The 20037-nt window shown below is 30.7% G+C and carries 18 protein-coding genes; 12 read left to right on the forward strand and 6 right to left on the reverse strand.

What is annotated here, in order from left to right:
• Nucleotides 1-47: 47 nt before the first annotated feature.
• Complete coding sequence (locus tag ACFSSB_RS04510; RefSeq protein ID WP_379901424.1) at nt 48-1205, reverse strand: M14 family zinc carboxypeptidase; 1158 nt, start codon at nt 1203-1205, stop codon at nt 48-50.
• 303 nt (nt 1206-1508) lie between these two features.
• On the opposite strand from ACFSSB_RS04510, the gene ACFSSB_RS04515 reads away from it, so the two are divergent.
• From ACFSSB_RS04515 to ACFSSB_RS04540, 6 genes are all read left to right on the forward strand, one after another.
• On the forward strand, nt 1509-1943 hold the full coding sequence (locus ACFSSB_RS04515) for a helix-turn-helix domain-containing protein (RefSeq protein ID WP_379901426.1): 435 nt from the start codon (nt 1509-1511) through the stop codon (nt 1941-1943).
• A 132-nt stretch (nt 1944-2075) separates the two neighbouring features.
• Nucleotides 2076-2444 carry a DNA topoisomerase IV gene (locus ACFSSB_RS04520; protein ID WP_379901428.1) on the forward strand — a complete coding sequence of 123 codons (369 nt, stop codon included), beginning with the start codon at nt 2076-2078 and terminating at the stop codon, nt 2442-2444.
• Nucleotides 2445-2487: 43 nt separating this feature from the next.
• Entirely contained in the window at nt 2488-2832 is a 345-nt protein-coding gene (locus ACFSSB_RS04525; protein ID WP_379901430.1) for a hypothetical protein, read from the forward strand.
• Between the two features lie 144 nt (nt 2833-2976).
• A complete protein-coding gene (locus ACFSSB_RS04530) occupies nt 2977-3633 on the forward strand; it encodes an EndoU domain-containing protein (protein ID WP_379901432.1) in 657 nt (218 codons plus the stop codon).
• A gap of 147 nt (nt 3634-3780) precedes the next feature.
• Nucleotides 3781-4278, forward strand: a complete 498-nt coding sequence (locus tag ACFSSB_RS04535; protein WP_379901434.1) for a hypothetical protein — start codon at nt 3781-3783, stop codon at nt 4276-4278.
• Nucleotides 4279-4517: 239 nt separating this feature from the next.
• On the forward strand, nt 4518-5303 hold the full coding sequence (locus ACFSSB_RS04540; RefSeq protein ID WP_379901436.1) for a TerC family protein: 786 nt from the start codon (nt 4518-4520) through the stop codon (nt 5301-5303).
• A gap of 169 nt (nt 5304-5472) precedes the next feature.
• Here the strand turns inward: ACFSSB_RS04540 and ACFSSB_RS04545 are convergent, their stop codons facing one another.
• The 4 genes from ACFSSB_RS04545 to ychF form a co-directional block, all read right to left on the reverse strand.
• Nucleotides 5473-8322, reverse strand: coding sequence for a DNA gyrase/topoisomerase IV subunit A (locus ACFSSB_RS04545; protein ID WP_379901438.1), 2850 nt, complete (start codon nt 8320-8322; stop codon nt 5473-5475).
• Complete coding sequence (locus tag ACFSSB_RS04550; protein ID WP_379901440.1) at nt 8319-8804, reverse strand: hypothetical protein; 486 nt, start codon at nt 8802-8804, stop codon at nt 8319-8321. The genes ACFSSB_RS04545 and ACFSSB_RS04550 overlap by 4 nt, the downstream gene beginning before the upstream one ends.
• 74 nt (nt 8805-8878) lie before the next feature.
• Nucleotides 8879-10738: a DNA topoisomerase IV subunit B gene (locus ACFSSB_RS04555; RefSeq protein WP_379901442.1), complete on the reverse strand. Its 1860-nt coding sequence runs from the start codon at nt 10736-10738 to the stop codon at nt 8879-8881.
• A gap of 174 nt (nt 10739-10912) precedes the next feature.
• Nucleotides 10913-12007, reverse strand: coding sequence for a redox-regulated ATPase YchF (ychF, locus tag ACFSSB_RS04560; RefSeq protein WP_379901444.1), 1095 nt, complete (start codon nt 12005-12007; stop codon nt 10913-10915).
• 224 nt (nt 12008-12231) lie between these two features.
• Between ychF and ACFSSB_RS04565 the strand changes: the two genes are divergently transcribed.
• Nucleotides 12232-14949 carry a TonB-dependent receptor gene (locus tag ACFSSB_RS04565; RefSeq protein WP_379901446.1) on the forward strand — a complete coding sequence of 906 codons (2718 nt, stop codon included), beginning with the start codon at nt 12232-12234 and terminating at the stop codon, nt 14947-14949.
• Nucleotides 14950-15019: 70 nt separating this feature from the next.
• On the opposite strand, the gene ACFSSB_RS04570 is transcribed toward ACFSSB_RS04565, so the two are convergent.
• Nucleotides 15020-15373: a 4Fe-4S dicluster domain-containing protein gene (locus ACFSSB_RS04570; RefSeq protein ID WP_379901448.1), complete on the reverse strand. Its 354-nt coding sequence runs from the start codon at nt 15371-15373 to the stop codon at nt 15020-15022.
• Between the two features lie 63 nt (nt 15374-15436).
• Here ACFSSB_RS04570 and ACFSSB_RS04575 point away from each other — a divergent pair, with 63 nt between their 5' ends.
• The 5 genes from ACFSSB_RS04575 (at nt 15437) to ACFSSB_RS04595 (ending at nt 20012) form a co-directional block, all read left to right on the forward strand.
• A complete protein-coding gene (locus ACFSSB_RS04575; protein WP_379901450.1) occupies nt 15437-16495 on the forward strand; it encodes an acyl-CoA reductase in 1059 nt (352 codons plus the stop codon).
• A 107-nt stretch (nt 16496-16602) separates the two neighbouring features.
• Nucleotides 16603-17667 carry a 3-phosphoserine/phosphohydroxythreonine transaminase gene (gene serC / locus ACFSSB_RS04580; protein ID WP_379901453.1) on the forward strand — a complete coding sequence of 355 codons (1065 nt, stop codon included), beginning with the start codon at nt 16603-16605 and terminating at the stop codon, nt 17665-17667.
• 118 nt (nt 17668-17785) lie between these two features.
• Nucleotides 17786-18742: a D-2-hydroxyacid dehydrogenase gene (locus tag ACFSSB_RS04585; RefSeq protein ID WP_379901455.1), complete on the forward strand. Its 957-nt coding sequence runs from the start codon at nt 17786-17788 to the stop codon at nt 18740-18742.
• A gap of 121 nt (nt 18743-18863) precedes the next feature.
• Nucleotides 18864-19499 (forward strand): DUF937 domain-containing protein, encoded by a 636-nt coding sequence (locus tag ACFSSB_RS04590; protein ID WP_379901457.1) that lies wholly within the window; start codon nt 18864-18866, stop codon nt 19497-19499.
• An 81-nt stretch (nt 19500-19580) separates the two neighbouring features.
• Nucleotides 19581-20012 (forward strand): DUF6146 family protein, encoded by a 432-nt coding sequence (locus tag ACFSSB_RS04595; RefSeq protein ID WP_379901459.1) that lies wholly within the window; start codon nt 19581-19583, stop codon nt 20010-20012.
• The last annotated feature ends 25 nt before the right edge of the window (nt 20013-20037 follow it).

Raw genomic sequence — 20037 nt, forward strand, 5'->3', positions numbered from 1 at the left:
TTTTATTCAAAAATAATACATTTTTATTGATTTTTACACACCAAATATTAAGATTCTATTAATTTTAATGATAATTTTTGATTATTCACAATTACTAAATCGTTTTCGTAACCTTCATATATATCCTCATTTAAAATGGTTTTTACTAGTGAGCCTTTAGCATCAAACGATTTATGCGCATAAAAGTCATTAAGCGAAGCTATTTTTTCAATTTTTGGAATAAAAACCACCTTTTCTTCCTTTAATCTCTCTTGATATTGCACTGCAACATCCACCAATTCACCATTAGCTTCTACTCTAGCATTTCTTATAATTATGTCATAAAAAAGCTTTTGATTTTCTGGTATGCTTAAATAAGGAGTATAAGCGTCACCAGAAACCGCAGAATTAGCTATGTATTTTAAAGAAACCACTAAAGATTGAAAAATATACTCTCTAACTACTTCTCTTGCGTAATCGTCCTTATAATGTCCTGCCTCAAAAAGAACCGTAGGAACATTATATGTTTGAAACGTATCACCAACACAGTTAATATTAAAAGCATCATCATAAATACCTACTTGATCTGGTATCTGTTGCTGTAAATTAGCATTCATTACAGCTATTAACTCCATAGCACGCTTTCTATTGTCTGTAATCACACAGTCTGCATCTTGCGCAGGAGATAAAAAGGAAACAGTTGCTAAGTTATTGGTGTTACCTGCACTAAAAATAGTACGTTGACCATGTAGATTATAGCAAAAATGCGGTTTAAAAGCTTCAAAAGTGTTTTTAAGAACCAAGCTTTCTGGCTGTGTAAGGTTTTGTGCATCTCTATTTAAATCTACCTGATTAGCATTAATACGTGTATACGCTTCTGCTCCATCTGGATTTAAAATAGGTATAATCATTATTTTACAAGTGTTTAATATAAGATTAGACACTTCGTTTTCACTTGTCAAGAGGTTTAAAAGATCAAAAACAGCCTTAGTAGTGGTACTTTCATTTCCGTGCATTTGAGACCACATCAATATTTTTTTGGGTCCATTACCAATAGTTACAGAATGAATTTCTTTATCAAGAACAGATTTTCCTATAACAGAAACATCACATTTTGATTCTAATTTTTTTAATAAAGGAGCAATATTTTTTAGATGAATATATCTATGAAAAAGAGCTTCTTCTTTGTGTTTTTTAAACAGCGATTTTAAGGTTTCTATTTGCATGCGTTTTATTATTGATTACAAAGGTAAACAATTGATATTTTACAATTGTAAACAAATAAAAATACTTTTTTGGTTTACATTGTTAAACAAAATAATAGTCTTCTACAAAAGTAAACAGTAGATTTGATGTAAAATTTTAACAAATAGAATTAAATAAACATAAATAACTTATTTTCAGTATTTTACGCGACCTAATATAAAGTATTTAATGAACTGATTTTAAGTGTATTGAAATAATACTACCATGTTAAAGAAATAATGTTTACATTTGTAACGTTATAACAAGAAATTAATTTGTTTACAATGATAAACACCGATGCATTTTCAAAAAGACTTCAAAAAATCATAGATTACTATGGAGAAAGCGCCTCTTCTTTTGCCGAAAAAGTAGGTGTACAACGCTCTACTATTTCGCATATACTTTCAGGTAGAAATAAGCCAAGTTTAGATTTTGTAATGAAGGTACTCTCCCATTTTCCAGAAGTAGAATTGTATTGGTTAATGAATGGAAAAGGAGTTTTTCCGAAAGAAGAAAAAACCGAAACAAAAATTAAAGAAACTGAAAAAGTAGAAAAAGTTGAAGAGGTAGAAAAAAAGATACTTCCTTCAAAAAATGAAAAAGCAGAAATGCCTCCTTTACCTTCTTCTGCAATTTCATCTATTTCTTCTTCCAACAAAAAAATAGAACGAATTGTAATTTTTTATAGTGATGGTAGTTTTCAAAATTTTGAGAATTAAGCTTCTTCCCTTTAATTTTTTAAAATACGCAATTCTAAGGCAACTGGTAATTTCTTTAAAATCTGTATTATTTTTCTTAAAAGGGACTTAACAGATTACAAAAGATTAGTAATTTTGTATAAAACATTTTTAATGAGATATTTTCTATTTGCCTTAGTCCTTTTCACTTTTTCAAATTGTTACCAAGTAGAAAGAGATTGTACCCATTTTAAAACAGGTACTTTTTATAGTGAAGTAACTATAGACAATAAAGTGTACACTTCAAACTTTACAAGAACCAATGATTTGCAGGTAGAAGTTTATGATGGTAAAACCGACTCTACACAAGTACGCTGGATAAATGATTGTGAAATGATTTTTAAAACCATTAACCCTAAAAATATGGCTGCACATAAAGATGTGCATTTAAAAATTTTAACAACAACCGATTCTTCATACACCTTTGAATATTCTTATGTTGGTGAAAAATTAAAACAAAAAGGAACTGCTTATAAAAAGTAGTTGTGTGTAAGTTTGACTCACTCAAAACTGAGAATTTGATTAAATGAAAAGCGAAGCAATAATATTACGGAATCAACCGACTTTAAAGTTTCTATTTAACGAAAATAACTTTGAAATAATTAACAACGCTAACAAAAATGACAACGGAGTTTACTCATACGAATCATTAGACTCTGTTGAATTAAAAAAAGAGAGAACAAATTGGCTGATTTCGATTCTAAGTATCTTTATTGAATTCTTTACAACGAGTGGATTTGGAAGTTTTTATAAAGAGAAAAATCAATTAGATATAAAACATAAAAAAAAGCATTTGAGAATAATTTTGAGCGAATCGGATTTAACTCAAGCGGAATTAATTACTCAAAAACTAGAAACTGAACTGAAATAAAAACCTACACACAACAACGTATATAAAAAATCGCTTATTTTAAGCTAAACAAAAGGTCGTTGCACGTTTGCTACGTCTGATTTTCCTTCGGAAAATCCTCGCACGCAAACACGCCACTTTACATATACAAAACCATAAGTAAATATGGAATATCATTATTATATTATTCAAAATGGCATATCTACTGACAAACAAGATTTAAAAACAGGTACATTTATAACTAAAATTCCAGTACAATTTCCTGTTTATTTTAATGATGGAGATGGTCCATATAAATCTTTACGAGCTCTTAAACGCTATTCTAAAATTTACCTAAAATTAAAAAGAACTAATACAACAAGAGCTCAACAAATAATTAAAGATAAACACATAAAGAAAGTAGAGGAAGTAATGGCTCTGCCTCATGGAACTGAATTCAAAAAAGAGAGTGTTGATGCATTTACCCACGCTACTATTGGTAGAATTAGAAAAGGAGATGTTACAGGAATTCATTTTTTTAATCCAAAACGTGTAAAAATATTAGAATTAATAGAAACTAATCCTAAGACAGGTGTTTTCAGAGCAAGAATATCATTCCTAAATGTAAAAAACAATAACTGGATTGAGAAAAAATCAGCTAGTACTATATTTCCAAAAGATTGGAATCATGCCAAACTTTTGATGGAATGTAAACACGCCTTTGATAAAATAGAAAAGGAAAAACCATCTAATGGTAAAATAGAATCAACCACAAAATCAGGTATAAAAGTTAACTTTGTTTTTAGAGATGGTAACCTAAAATCTCTTTATCCAATATTATAAAATACCTGAAGGAACTCCAGCACATATAATTAAAAACTAGCTCTAACCTAATTTCAAAAATCTTGTTGTATTTTCAATCTCTTTTTTTTCACTAAATTAGTTGCTTAACCACACTGCTTTTCATTAACAAACACGCTATACTAGATTTTGAAAAAAACTTTAGCAATCCTATTCTTTCTAATTAGAATTCTTGTTTTAGGACAAGAAACCAAAATTGCTGAAATTGATAAGCAATCAAAATTAATAGATACAGACACTACATTAGTAACTTCTAATTTTGACTTGACCAATGCTAGTAGATTAAAAATTTGGCATAAAGAAAAACAAATCTTCAAAATAGTTCAAGAAAAGAATGTGGATTACGGAGAAATTAAATCGCAAATCTATTTATTAAAAAATAAGCCCATTAAAATAAAAGAGACGGAAAACACATATTTCTTTCTTACAGACTCTATTGCTAAAATAAAAGGATATAGTATAGATATAGAAGAAAATTTTAAAGCTGTTTCATACATCATCCATTGGAATAAAAAACAAAGGGAATTAATTGTTTCTGGACAACCTAATGAAGAAAAAAATATTTCTTACAAATGGAGTAAATACCTAGCTATTATAAAAAAAGCCGAAACGCTTATTAATGAATAAAAAACATAGCTAGCAACTATACTAAAATATTCTTGTAGGTGTGTTGTTAAAATCACCAACACATAAAATTTAGAATTTATCTAGATTACTGTAAGGCAGTAATCTATAAATAAAATGTATATTTATAATAAATAAAGAGTTCTTGGTTTTTAGTAAAAACCCAAACCTGTTTTGTACCAAAACAAATCCTGAAACTACTTTAAAATTATTACATAAGTAACACCATTAAATAGAATACTATGTTAGACTTTCTACTTTCAAGTGATGCCATTTTTGCACTACTTACTTTAACTTTTTTAGAAATTATTTTAGGTATAGATAATATTGTATTTATATCTATTGCTGCAAACAAACTACCAGAAAACCAACGTAGCAAAGCAACAAACATTGGTTTAATACTTGCTATGGTACAACGTATAGTACTACTGTTTTTTGTTTCTTTTTTAGTAGGCTTAAGTCAGCCCTTTTTTAATTTTGAAAGTTCTTGGTTGCAAATTGCAGTAAGTTGGCAAAGCATTATATTATTTGCTGGAGGTTTGTTTTTAATTTATAAAAGTACTTCAGAAATTAGAGAAAAAGTAGAAACGCCAGATCATGATGAAAATGAAATTAAAAGCAAAAAAATTACTTCGTTGTCACAAGCCATTGTACAAATTGTAATTATCGATTTTATTTTTTCAATAGATTCTATCTTAACTGCTGTTGGTATGACCAATGGTTTGCATGAAAACCATTTTTATAATCTTATTTTAATGATTATAGCTGTTGTAATTTCTATTGGTATCATGATTGGATTTGCAAATCCTATACGTAAGTTTATAGATGCACACCCAAGTATGCAAGTATTAGGCTTGGCTTTTTTAATTTTAATTGGTTTTATGCTAATTACAGAAGCTGCTCACCTATCACACACCAATATATTCGGAAAAACGGTTGGCGCAATACCTAAAGGATATTTGTATTTTGCTATTGCTTTTTCTTTAATGGTAGAGTTTATTAACTACAGAATCACTAAAAAGAAATAAAACGTGTTTGTATATAATTTGTTACGTGGTTAAACAAATAAAAACCGAATAGAAAATCTGATAAGATTTTTGCAAGTAGGCTATAACCAAGCATTAAATGATATACAGTGTTGGCAAATTGTTTTTATTCTTCTAGAGCAAAAATCCACTTTTCGATTGTCACTAAAGATTAAAATAAGGTAATTTGTCCTTCGTCATCTATAGGGAAATCAGAATCATCATCTTCCTTTTTATTTTCTACTTCTTTTTTAGCGCTAGTTTCAGGTTTTGAAGCTTTTTCTTTAGCTTCTTTACCTTCTGTTTTCTTGGTTTCTTCCTTGGCTGCTTTCTTGACTACTTTCTTAGTTTCGTTTTTAGCTTCTTCGGTTTTAGCCTCTACTTTTTTATCTTCAACTGGCTTAGCTTCTTTTTTAGCAGGTGTTTCTTCTTTAGTAGTTTTTGTTACTTCTTGAGAAACATTTTCTTCTTCTACTACTTCCATTTCATCTGCAGGAGTTTCCTCAGGAGCTTCATAAGGCAAAGGGTCTAGCAAACTTATTTGTTTAACTTTATCTTTTGTTAATTGGTTTCCTAGTGCAGTAATACCTTTAATAGCAATAAATTCTTCTAAATTAACTACTAAATTGTCTTTTCTATCTTTTCCTCTTTCTTTAGTAAACTCTACTTCTGCCATTGGTTTCCAGTCTGTAGAAACAATTTCTAACTGTGATTTTGCATGGTCTGAAATAAAACTTTCTTCTTTTCCTTCGGTTTCAATAACAAAACGTTTTACATAGTAACGCTCTTTGTCTCCATCATAATAAATGGCAGAAATTGGTTTTTTAGGCAACCATTTTTCTAGCACAATCATGTCTTCATCAAAATGTGCTGTAATTTCAGGAAGTATGGTTTTTACTGTACCAGATTGTGTAATTACAAGAAGTCTATCTTCTCCTCTAAACTCGCCAATTAGTTCTCCTCTACCATCTACATTTAATCGTTGTACAGTATCATCAAACCAAATTTTACGTGGTTTTAAGGTAGAAACTCCTTTTTCTTTTAATTCTACTCTTTTAATAGCATATTTGGTAACTATGTTTCCTTTAGATGCACGTCCTTTTATTAATACATCGGAAAAATCTAAGTCCCATTTTAGTTTTTTAATACTTCCTACTTGACGTAATAAAATAGTAACTACTTCTGCTTCTCCGTTTGGGTTTGCAGAAAAATACCAAAGTTGCGATCCTTTATTTCCGTTAGTTAAATCGTATTCTCTATCTCTAGTCATACTAGTAACAGCAAATCGTTTTACATAAGAAGGACCAGATTTTCCATCACGATAAATCAAGTTATAAATGGTACGCTTGTCTTTCTTTTTAAAGATTGCTACATGAATAATATCTTTACCAATAAAGGTTTTGCTGTCTACTTTTGTTACCATCATTTTACCAGATTTGGTAAAAACAATAATATCATCAATATCACTACAATCACACACATATTCATCTCTACGTAAAGAGGTACCAATAAAACCTTCTTCTCTATTTACATACAATTTAGTGTTACGAATAACCACTTTTGTAGCATCTACATCATCAAATACTCTAATTTCGGTTTTACGCTCTCTACCTTCGCCATAATCCTTTTTTAATCTTGTAAAATAGGCAATTGCGTAATCTATAAGGTTTGCTAAATGGTGTTTTATTTCTGCTATTTCTGCTTCTAAAGCATCAATTTTTTGCTGTGCTTTATCAATATCAAATTTAGAAATACGTTTGATTCGAATTTCTGTTAAACGTGTAATATCATCAACTGTAACTTCACGTTTTAAATGTTTTATATGTGGCTGAAGTCCTTTATCAATGGCTTGTATTACACCATCCCAAGTTTCTTCTTCTTCAATATCACGATAGATTCTGTTTTCAATAAAAATACGTTCTAATGAAGCAAAATGCCATTGTTCTTGAAACTCGCCAAGTTTAATTTCTAATTCCTGCTTTAACAGTTGTACTGTATTATCTGTACTACGACGTAACATTTCGGTTACACCAACAAAATAAGGCTTGTTGTTTTCAATAACACAACCTAAAGGCGAAATAGATATTTCACAATTTGTAAATGCGTACAGTGCATCAATAGTTTTATCTGGCGAGATACCTCCTGGTAAATGCACTAAAATTTCTACTTCTGCAGCAGTATTATCTTCAATTTTTTTAATTTTTATTTTTCCTTTGTCATTGGCTTTTAAAATAGAATCTATTAAAGAAGACGTATTTGTACCATAAGGAATTTCTGTAATTACAAGAGTATTTTTATCGTACTGCGAAATTTTAGCGCGAACACGAACTTTTCCTCCTCTTAAACCATCATTATAGTTGGTAATATCTGCAATTCCTGCGGTAGGAAAATCAGGAAGAATAGTAAATCTTTTTCCTTGTAAATGTTTTATAGAAGCATCAATAAGCTCTATAAAATTGTGTGGTAATATTTTTGTAGATAAACCAACAGCAATACCTTCTCCTCCTTGTGCTAAAAGCAACGGAAACATAACAGGAAGGTTTACTGGTTCTTTGCGTCTACCATCATAAGAAGCTTGCCATTCTGTTATTTTAGGATTATAAACAACATCTAGCCCGAATTTAGAAATACGTGCTTCAATATATCTTGATGCTGCAGCTCTGTCACCTGTTAAGATATTTCCCCAGTTTCCTTGTGTGTCTATTAGTAAATCTTTTTGACCAATTTGCACCATAGCATCTGCAATACTAGCGTCACCATGCGGATGGTATTGCATGGTATGCCCAACAATGTTTGCTACTTTATTGTAGCGACCATCATCAAGATCTTTCATAGAATGCATGATTCTGCGTTGTACAGGTTTAAAACCATCTTCAATAGCAGGAACAGCACGCTCTAAAATTACATAAGATGCGTAATCTAAAAACCACTCTTTGTACATTCCTGTAACTCTAGTAATGGTTTCTTGAGGTTCTAAATTCTCATTTTGTTCATTTACCAAATCATCATTTTCTTCTATCATGAAGTCGCTAGGTTTCTATTGTTCTTAATCATTTTATTTAAAGACTGCTTAATGTATTTTCTTTTCTTTTTAGAAACTAAAGTAACATTAAACCGTTCTTTTCTAGAGGCACCACTTTTATCTTGAATTAGTAACACTAAACTGGTGTACACAAAGTATTTATTATATTTAAAGCCTTTTAAATCTTCTTTTTTAAACTCTACAGAATGCTCTCTGTAGTTAAATCTATCTGACAGCAACAAGCCTTTATTGGTAATAACCACCATCATACCATCACTATCATATTCAAAATATTTTGCAATAAAATGAACGATAAAAAAAAGGATGGCAAAGCTAATTGTTATAATAAAAAACACAACTAAAGGATCATTACTTATAGGACTAAACATTCTAAACATTACTGCAGAAACAATTGCTAATACTATAAGTATAAAATATACAGATATAATTAAATTTTTTACTTTAATATTGTTTGTTCTCATGTAATGAACTTTACTATTTAATATAAAATGATACTAAATTTAACAGTTAGCTTTTTATTAAATGCTTAAATTATTTACTTATTATCTTCAATAATATCTAATTCTACTTTAAGATTATCTATAATAAACTCTTGTCTTGTAGGTGTGTTTTTTCCCATATAAAAACTCAGTAATTCTTCAATAGACATATCTTTATCTAGCATGATTGGGTCTAAACGAATATCTTCACCAATAAAATGCACAAATTCATCCGGTGAGATTTCACCAAGTCCTTTAAATCGAGTAATTTCTGGTTTAGGTTTTAGTTTTTCTATTGCGTTAATTCTTTCTTCTTCAGAATAACAATAAATGGTTTCTTTTTTATTACGCACTCTAAAAAGTGGTGTTTGTAAAATATACAAATGCCCTTCTTTTATAATTTCTGGGAAAAATTGTAAAAAGAACGTTATTAATAATAAACGAATGTGCATACCATCTACATCGGCATCTGTTGCTATTACAATATTGTTATAACGAAGGTCTTCAATACTTTCTTCAATATTTAATGCTGCTTGCAGTAGGTTAAACTCTTCGTTTTCGTAAACAATTTTCTTAGTTAAACCATAGCAGTTTAAAGGTTTTCCTTTTAAACTAAAAACGGCTTGTGTATTTACATCACGTGATTTAGTTATACTACCAGATGCAGAATCTCCCTCTGTAATAAACAGGGTAGTTTCTAGGTTTCTTTCGTTTTTTGTATCTCCAAAATGCACTCTACAATCGCGTAGTTTTTTGTTGTGTAAATTGGCTTTTTTAGCTCTATCTTTTGCTAGTTTACGTATACCTGAAAGCTCTTTACGCTCGCGTTCTGCTTGTAATATTTTACGCTGAATACTTTCTGCTACATCTGTATTTTTATGTAAAAAGTTATCTAGATAGGTTTTTAAAAAGTCATTAACGTAGGTTCTTACTGTAGGTAATTCTCCTCCCATATCTGTAGAACCCAACTTGGTTTTTGTCTGACTTTCAAAAACAGGTTCCATTACTTTAATAGCAATGGCAGAGGCTACAGATTTACGTATATCTGAAGCTTCGTAGTTTTTACCAAAATATTCTCTAATGGTTCTTACAAGTGCTTCTCTAAATGCAGCTAGATGCGTACCTCCTTGTGTGGTGTTTTGTCCGTTAACAAAAGAATGGTATTGTTCGCTATATTGTGTTTTACTATGTGTTAATGCTATTTCTATATCATCACCACGTAAATGAATTATTGGGTAAGCTCTGTCGCTTTCGCTAATATTTTCAGATAATAAATCTTTTAAACCGTTTTCACTGTAGAATTTTTCACCATTAAAGACAATGGTTAATCCTGGATTTAAATACACATAGTATTTAAGCATTTTTTCTACATACTCATTACGGTATTTATAATTTTTAAAAATTATTTCATCAGGAACAAAGGATACTTTAGTACCTTTTCTTCTAGAGGTACTTTCTAGTAATTCTTGATTGATAAGGTTACCTTGTTCAAATTCCGCAGAAGCGCTTTTATTATCTCTTGTAGACTCTACTCTAAAAAAGGAAGACAAAGCATTTACCGCTTTGGTACCAACACCATTTAAACCAACAGATTTCTTAAATGCTTTAGAGTCATATTTTCCTCCTGTATTCATTTTAGAAACTACATCTACCACTTTACCTAAAGGAATACCACGACCATAATCACGTACTATCACTTTATTACCATGTATAGAGATTTCAATGGTTTTACCAGCTCCCATAACATACTCATCAATAGAGTTGTCCAGAACTTCTTTTAAAAGAATATAAATTCCGTCATCTGCAGAAGAACCATCACCTAGCTTACCAATATACATTCCTGGTCGCATACGTATATGCTCTTTCCAGTCTAGTGAACGTATATTATCTTCGGTATATTTGGTTTCTTGAGACATAATTAAATAAAAAAATAGGATAAGTGGCTAATATAACATTTCGCTTTAAAAAATAAAATACTGAATGCACAAAGTAATTAACAATAAAAAGCCAATGTTGTTGAGAACATTGGCTTTAAATATATGTATTGAAAAATGTATTCTACAAATAGTAGGTATATAAATTTTAAATTTTTACACATTAAACAAGAAATGCATAACATCTCCATCTTTAACAATGTAATTTTTTCCTTCAACACGCATCTTACCAGCTTCTTTCACTTTTGCTTCACTACCATAAGTAACAAAGTCTTCATAAGCAATCACTTCTGCTCTAATAAAACCTTTTTCAAAATCGGTATGAATTACTCCTGCAGCTTGAGGTCCTGTTGCACCTACATTAACTGTCCAAGCTCTTACTTCTTTTACTCCTGCTGTAAAATAGGTTTGTTGGTTTAATAATTTGTAAGCAGAACGAATTAGTTTTGCTGCTCCTGGTTCTTTTAAACCTATATCTTGAAGAAACATTTGTCTTTCTTCATAATCATCAAGCTCATTAATATCTGCTTCTGTACCCACTGCTAGCACTAATACTTCTGCATTTTCATCTTTTACAGCTTCTCTAACCTGCTCTACATACGCATTACCAGAAACTGCTGCACCTTCATCTACATTACAAACATACATTACTGGTTTGTCTGTAATAAATTGACTAGGTTTTACATACTCTACATAGTCTTCTTCACTAAACTCTAATGCTCTTACAGATACTCCTGCTTCTAGGTTTTCTTTAATTTTTAATAAAATAGCCTCTTCTTTTTGTGCTTCTTTATTACCTGTTTTGGCAGCTCTTTTTACTTTATCTAATTTTTTATCTACAGTCTCTAAATCTTTTAACTGTAGCTCCATATCAATGGTTTCTTTATCTCTTATTGGATTTACATTACCATCAACATGTACAATATTATCATTATCAAAACAACGTAAAACATGTAAAATAGCGTCTGTTTCTCTAATATTTGCTAAGAATTGATTTCCTAAACCTTCCCCTTTACTTGCTCCTTTTACCAATCCTGCAATATCAACAATCTCTACTGTAGCAGGCAGAACACGTTCTGGTTTTACCAACTCTTCTAATTTTTCAAGTCTTGGATCTGGTACATTTACTACTCCAATATTTGGTTCAATAGTACAAAACGGAAAGTTTGCACTTTGCGCTTTAGCATTAGATAAACAATTAAATAAAGTTGACTTTCCTACATTTGGTAATCCTACAATTCCTGCTTTCATATCTATTTTCCGATAAAACGGAAATCTTTAAATTAAACTTCTATTTCCTTTTAAAATTTTATAACTAAAAAGGAACTTATTTTTATTAGCGATTGCAAATATAAATTATACTTATCATTATTGATTAATTTTTAATAAATAAGTTAATAACTAAAAAACAAAACTACTCTTAAACCTTTAATTTCCATATCTTTATTACTTAACCAACCAAAAATAATAACATTATGAAACACTTATTTTTAGTACTACTCACTTTTTTATGCACAAACTTGGTAGTTGGGCAAACAATTACCGGAAATATTACAGACCCTGAAGGTTTACCCTTACCCAATGTAAATATTATTGAAAAAGGCACATCTAATGGTGTAGTTACAGATTTTGATGGTAATTATAGTATTAATGTGAATGCAAATGCTACACTTATTTATAGCTATATTGGCTATGACTCTCAAGAATTGCAAGTAAATAATCAAACTTCTATAAATGTTATCATGAAAGAAGGTGTCGATCTTGACGAAGTGATTCTTGTAGGATCACGTAGTCCTAAAAGAACAGCTGTAGACACTGCTGTACCTGTAGACGTTTTAGATGTTGCTAGTATTGCAACCACAACTGGTAAGGTAGAAGTAAATGAAATTTTGCAATATGCTGCTCCTTCATTTAATGCCAGTAAACAGTCTGGATCTGATGGTGCAGACCATGTTGTACCTGCTTCTTTAAGAGGTTTAGGACCTGACCAAACACTAGTATTAATTAATGGTAAACGAAGACATCAATCATCTCTTGTAAATATCTTTGGTACTAGAGGTCGTGGAAATTCTGGAACAGATTTAAACGCTATTCCTGCTTCTGCTATAAAAAGAATTGAAGTATTAAGAGATGGTGCTTCTGCACAGTATGGATCAGACGCTATTGCTGGTGTAATTAATATTGTACTTAAAGACAATACCGAAGGTTTTTCTGGAGGAATTACCTATGGCGCTTACAGTACTGCAATTGGTGATGGATGGGCAGAAGAAACTGGTGAAACACTATATAATGTAGAAGGTGAAAATAGATTAGATGGTGAAGATAAAAACTACGATGGTGAAACCGTTAAAATAGATTTAAACTATGGTGTAGATTTAGGTAAAAATGGTGGTTTTGTAAACTTTACAACCGAATTTTTATCTAAAGACAATACGCTACGTCCTGGTTTTTCTTGGAGAAAAGGATACGGAAGCGCTGGAGTTGACGGATTTAATTTTATGATCAATGCAGCTGTTCCTGTTGGTGATAATACCGAAATTTATGCTTTTGGTGGTAGAAACTTTAGAGATACTAATGCCTATGCTTTTTCAAGAGATAGTTTTGATGATGGAGATAATAGAACTGTACCTAGCTTATATCCTGACGGATTTACACCTAGAATCACCTCAAACATAACAGATGTTTCTGTTTCTGCTGGAGTTAGACATAAAATGAGTAATGGATGGAATGTGGATTTTAATAATACCTTTGGTAAAAACAACTTTCATTATTATATAAAAGATAGTAATAATGCTTCTATGCAAGATGCCTCACCAACAGACTTTGATGCTGGAGGTCATTACCTTTCACAAAATACTACAGGTATTGATTTTAACAAGTATTTTGAAGATGTTGCTGCTGGTTTAAGCCTAGCTTTTGGTATGGAATACAGAACCGAAAACTTTGGTATTTTTGCTGGAGAGGTTTCTTCTTATGCGCTTTATGATGAAAACGGAATTCCGATTACCAATCCTGCAACGCAAACAGTTGCTACAGATTCTAATGGTGATGAATTACCTGGAGGCTCTCAAGGATTTCCAGGCTATAGTCCTGCTAACGAAATAGACAGAAGCAGAACAAATTATGGTATATATCTAGATACCGAAGTAAACTTTACCGACAACTTTTTAGTTGGTGGTGCCTTACGCTATGAAAACTATAGTGATTTTGGTAATACCTTCAATTTTAAAATAGCAAGTAGGTATAAATTACTAGAGGATGCCTTAGCTATAAGAGGTTCGGTTTCTACAGGATTTAGAGCACCTTCTTTAGCGCAACTATACTACAATCTTATTTTTAATAATATTGTTGCAGGAGAATCTGTACCTTCTTTATTATCTGCAAATAATAGTACGGTTACCAAAGCTTTTGGTATTGAAGATTTAAAAGAAGAGAAAGCCTTTAACGGAAGCTTAGGTTTTACTTATAAAAAAGGAGGTTTTACAGCTACTATTGATGGATATTTAATTAATGTTAATGACAGAATTATTTTAACAGATAACTTTACAGATCAAGCCATTTTAGGTCCTTTAGGTGTAGATGCTGCGCAGTTTTTTGCTAATGGTGTAGACACTCAAACTACAGGATTAGATATTGTTTTAAACTATAATATGTCTGTTGGAGAGAAAAGCAATATAAATGTAGGTCTTATAGGAAACCTTAATAAATTAAAAATTAAAAACATTAATACACCTGCTTTTGAAGGTAGTAGTATGACAGATGAAGAAGCAGAACTAAGATTCTTTGGTCCTTTTTCTCAAGCTTATTTAGAGGCTGCTGCTCCTGATTATAAATTTGGATTAAATCTTGGGTATACTGCCTCAAAATTCAATGCTTTGGTAAGCTTAACACAATTTAGTGAAGTGGTTTTACAAGATTTTCAATGGGTAGATTCTCCTCCTGTTACTTTTGCAGAAGCAGATGCTTTAGAACTTGTAGCTACAGATACCTATAAAGCAAAAACAATTGTAGATTTAAGTTTAGGCTATACCATTTCTAAAGGTTTAAATATAACTGTTGGTGCTAATAATCTATTTAACACCTATCCTACTTCACAGTTTGATGGTTGGACAGATCAAGGAGGTCTAGCAGATTCTGTACAAATGGGTTCTGATGGTAGATATATTTTTACACGATTAGGTTTTAGTTTCTAAACTAGAAAAATATCTAACAAAAAAAAAACCGAGCCATTGCTCGGTTTTTTTTTGTAATAATCTTTAAAATTTAATTATCAGGATGCATAAATTTTTGCTTTCCTAAAAGTTGTTCTTCCGTTTCTACATGATCATCATCAGGAACACAACAGTCTACAGGACATACTGCAGCACATTGAGGCTCTTCATGAAATCCTTTACATTCTGTACATTTATCTGGTACAATGTAATAAATTTCATCACTAATAGGTTCTTGGGTTTCATCTGCATCTACAGTTTTCCCGTTTGGTAACACCAAACTACCATTTAAACCTGTTCCGTCTTTATATCTCCAATCATCTGCTCCTTCATATATAGCTGTATTAGGGCACTCCGGTTCACAAGCACCACAATTTATACATTCGTCTGTTATTATAATTGCCATAGCGTAATCTTTTTCTAACTTTGCACAAAAATAACGCCAAAAGTATTCATAACCAAATACAACATGAATTTAGATCAAATAATTAACGCTTTTGCAAAATTAGGACTCTTTTTAAGCCAATTTACTACTGATGATTTTCAGAAAAAAGAAAATATAGAACATAATGATTTGTTTTTTGATGGCTTTAAACATCAAATAAAATTAGCACAAGAACACAACGGTTGGTTTACACCAAAAAACCTTCAATTTACTTTTAATAGTTGGTCTAAATCGCTTACAGATACAAACCTAAAATCTTGGTTAAACTCCTATGCTATAAACCAAGTAAAACCTAAAAAAGTAGCTATAATCATGGCAGGAAATATTCCTCTTGTTGGTTTTCATGATTTTTTATCTGTTTTAATTTCTGGACATGACGTTTTAGTAAAACAGTCTAGTAATGATAAACATCTGCTACCGTTTTTAGCAAAATACTTAGAATACGTAGCTCCTGATTTTAAAGGAAAAATAGAGTTTACTCAAGAAAAACTACAAAATTTTGATGCTGTTATTGCTACAGGTAGTGATAATACGGCTCGTTATTTTGAATACTACTTTAAAGACAAGCCTTCTATTATAAGAAAAAACAGAAATTCTGTTGCTATACTAACAGGAAACGAAACCGAAGAAGAACTAACTGCTTTATCTGAAGATATTTTTAGATATTATGGTTTAGGTTGCAGAAATGTATCTAAGTTATTTGTTCCTAAAGGTTATGATTTTGATGCTTTTTTTAAAGCCATGTATGCATGGAATCCTATTATAAACGAAAACAAATACGCTAACAATTACGACTACAACAAAGCGGTGTATTTAATGAGTGAGTTTGCTATGCTAGAAAATGGTTTTTTAATGATTAAAGAAGATACTAGTTTTGCTTCACCTATTGCAACTGTTTTTTATGAATATTACAATACCAAAGAAGAACTTACTACCTATTTAAACACACATTCAAACAATATTCAATGTATTGTATCTAATGGTTTTACAGAAAACGAAATACCGTTTGGAAAAACCCAACGACCAGAACTTTCAGATTATGCAGATGGTGAAGACACAATTTCGTTTTTATTAAAAATTTAGCCAATAAATTATCATTTTAATAACATAATTCCATTCAAAAATTAGCACCTTTGTATTTAGTTTAAAAATAAAATTTTCGGATAGTCGAAAATAAAAATAAATTTTCAATGAAAATACATAATTTTAGTGCAGGACCATCAATTCTTACTCAAGAAGTATTATTAAAAGCATCAGAAGCTGTTTTAGACTATAATAATGATGGATTATCCTTATTAGAAATATCACACAGAAGCAAGGCTTTTGTAGATATTATGGAAAAAGCAAGGTCTTTAGCTTTAGAACTTCTAGGATTAGAAGGAAAAGGCTATAAAGCTCTGTTTTTACAAGGTGGAGCAAGCACACAATTTTTAATGGTTGCGCTAAACCTTTTAGAAAAAAAAGCAGCTTATTTAAATACTGGTACTTGGAGTGATAAAGCAATAAAAGAAGCAAAAATGCATGATGACATTATTGAAGTTGCTTCTTCTAAAGACGCTGGATATAGTTATATTCCAAAAGGATTTGAAATCCCTAGTGATTATGATTATTTTCACTGCACATCAAACAATACCATTTTTGGTACACAAATGAAATCTTTTCCAGACTCTCCTATTCCTGTTGCTTGCGATATGAGTAGTGATATATTTTCAAGATCTTTAGATTTTACCAAGTTTGATTTAATTTATGCTGGAGCACAAAAAAATATGGGACCAGCAGGAACAACTTTAGTGGTTGTTAAAGAAGATATTTTAGGAAAAGTTTCTCGTAAAATACCTTCTATGATGGATTATAAAGTACACATAAGTAAAGGTAGTATGTTTAATACGCCTCCTGTGTTTCCTATTTATACTTCTATGCTAACCTTAGAATGGTTAAAAAATCTTGGAGGTATTAAAGCTATTGAAGAAATTAACGAAATGAAAGCTCGTGTAATGTATTCTGAAATAGATTTAAATCCATTATTTAAAGGATATGCTAATAAAGAAGACCGTTCTAATATGAATGCAACCTTTACACTTGTTAATGAAGATTTAAAAGAAACTTTTGAAACCATGCTTAAAGAAGCTGGTATTAGTGGTTTAAATGGTCATAGAAGTGTTGGTGGTTATAGAGCATCTATGTACAACGCATTGCCTTTAGATAGTGTAAAAGCACTTGTTGAAGTAATGAGTGAATTAGAAACAAAAGCGTAAAAAAATTACTGTAAACAATGTTTTTTTCATGTTTACACAAACAAATAAACTTATTTTTAAGTTGAATAATAATCTTTTAATCTATTTAATATTCAACTTATAACTTAATACAAAAAAAATGAAAGTATTAGCAAATGACGGAATTTCTCAAAGCGGAATAAAAGCTCTTGAAGAAGCAGGTTTTGAAGTTTCAACTACAACTGTAGCACAAGAACAACTAATCAACTACATTAACACAAATGAAATTACTACGCTTTTAGTTAGAAGCGCTACAACAGTACGCCAAGATTTAATTGATGCTTGCCCAAGCCTAAAAATTATTGGTCGTGGTGGTGTTGGTATGGATAATATTGACGTAGAATATGCGCGTGACAAAGGTTTACATGTAATAAATACTCCTGCAGCATCTTCGCAATCTGTTGCAGAATTAGTATTTGCTCATTTATATGGTGGTGTTCGTTTTTTACATGACTCTAACAGAAACATGCCATTAGATGGAGATTCAAAATTTAAAGCATTAAAGAAAAACTATGCTGGAGGTGTTGAGTTACGTGGTAAAACTATAGGTATTATTGGTTTTGGTCGTATTGGTCGTGAAGTTGCTAAAATAGCTTTAGGTGTAGGTATGAAAGTTATTGCTGCAGATATGTTTATTGAAAATGCAGACGTAAGTGTAGATTTCTTTGATGGTCAATTTGTTACTTTTAACATTGTTACACAACCTTTAGAACACGTATTAAAAACTGCAGATTTTATATCTTTACATGTACCAGCACAAAAAGATTATGTTATTGGTAAAGCACAATTTGACTTAATGAAAGATGGTGTTGCCATTGTTAATGCTGCACGTGGTGGAGTTATTGATGAAGTTGCTTTAATTGCAGCTTTAGAGTCTGGTAAAGTTGCTTTTGCAGGTCTTGATACTTTTGAAAATGAGCCTACTCCTGCTATTCCTGTTTTAATGAACGGAAGAGTTTCTTTAACACCTCATATTGGTGCTGCAACTAATGAAGCACAAGATAGAATTGGTACAGAATTAGCAGAACAAATTAAAAGTATACTTTTAAACAGCTAAATACACACTTTTATCGGTGTTTTTTAAAATATTTTAAAAAGAAAGTCTTAACTAAAACGTTAAGACTTTTTTTATTTAAATTAGTAGTATAAATATTAAATCAATTTAAATACAAAATAAGATGTCAGGAATTTTAGACTTATTAAACAGTGATCTAGGTAAAACAATTGTTAGTGGTGTATCTGGTTCAACAGGAACAGACACAAGTAAAACAAGTAGTGTATTAACAATGGCATTACCTGTTTTAATGAAAGCTATGGAGCGTAATGCTTCTACTGAAGAAGGTGCCGAAGGCTTAATGGGAGCTATAAGTGGTAAACATGATGGTAGTATATTAGATAATCTTGGCGGATTATTTAATGGTGGTGTTGATGAAGAAGTTACAAATGATGGTGAAAAAATATTAGATCACGTACTTGGAAGTAAAAAACAAGGTGTTGAAAAAATAATAGGTGAAAAATCTGGTTTAGATGCATCTTCTGTAGCAAACATTCTTAAAGTAGCTGCACCAATTTTAATGGGTGTTATTGGTAAACAAGCAAACCAAAACAATGTAAGCTCTACAAATGATATTAGTGGATTACTTGGTGGTTTACTTGGCGGAAGTGGTGCACAACAAGAACAAAATTTCCTTGAAAAAATATTAGATGCAGATGGTGATGGTAGCGTAATTGATGATGTTGCAGGAATGGTTCTTGGTAATGCTAGTAAAAAAGAAGGACTTGGTGGTTTACTAGGTGGACTTTTTGGTAAATAATAACATATTTACATATATTTTAACTTAAAAGCCAAACGAAAGTTTGGCTTTTTTTTGTATTTTTAAGTACATAACTTTAAAATGAAATCCTTTATATACATATTATTTGTTTGTACCTTATTAGTTGCTTGTAATACAACTAGAAATAAAAACGTGGTAGAAAAAACAAATACAACTATAGATAATGACACCATAAAGATTAGTAATGAAGCATTAGAGTATGAAGTTATTATTATTGAACCTGGTTTTAATACTTGGTTGGCAACTACAGCAAAACAAGAAGGTTATTATTCGCAAAGCTATTTAGAAAACAGAAACATACAATTTGTAAATGCATGGAATACAAGAGTGCTTAATCCTAGTTTGTATGATCCTAATCTTTATGAAATGCCAATTAATTACCAATATGGTATAGATTATGGCTATGATGTAAATTATAAAATCTACAACTACTTTATATTCTTTCAACAAAAATACAAACAACAATTAACAAGTTTTATTCCTAGAAATTAAACTCTGTTCTTTACTTTTGCATGGA

Source organism: Lacinutrix gracilariae, from assembly GCF_042684485.1.
Lineage (GTDB): Bacteria > Bacteroidota > Bacteroidia > Flavobacteriales > Flavobacteriaceae > Oceanihabitans > Oceanihabitans gracilariae.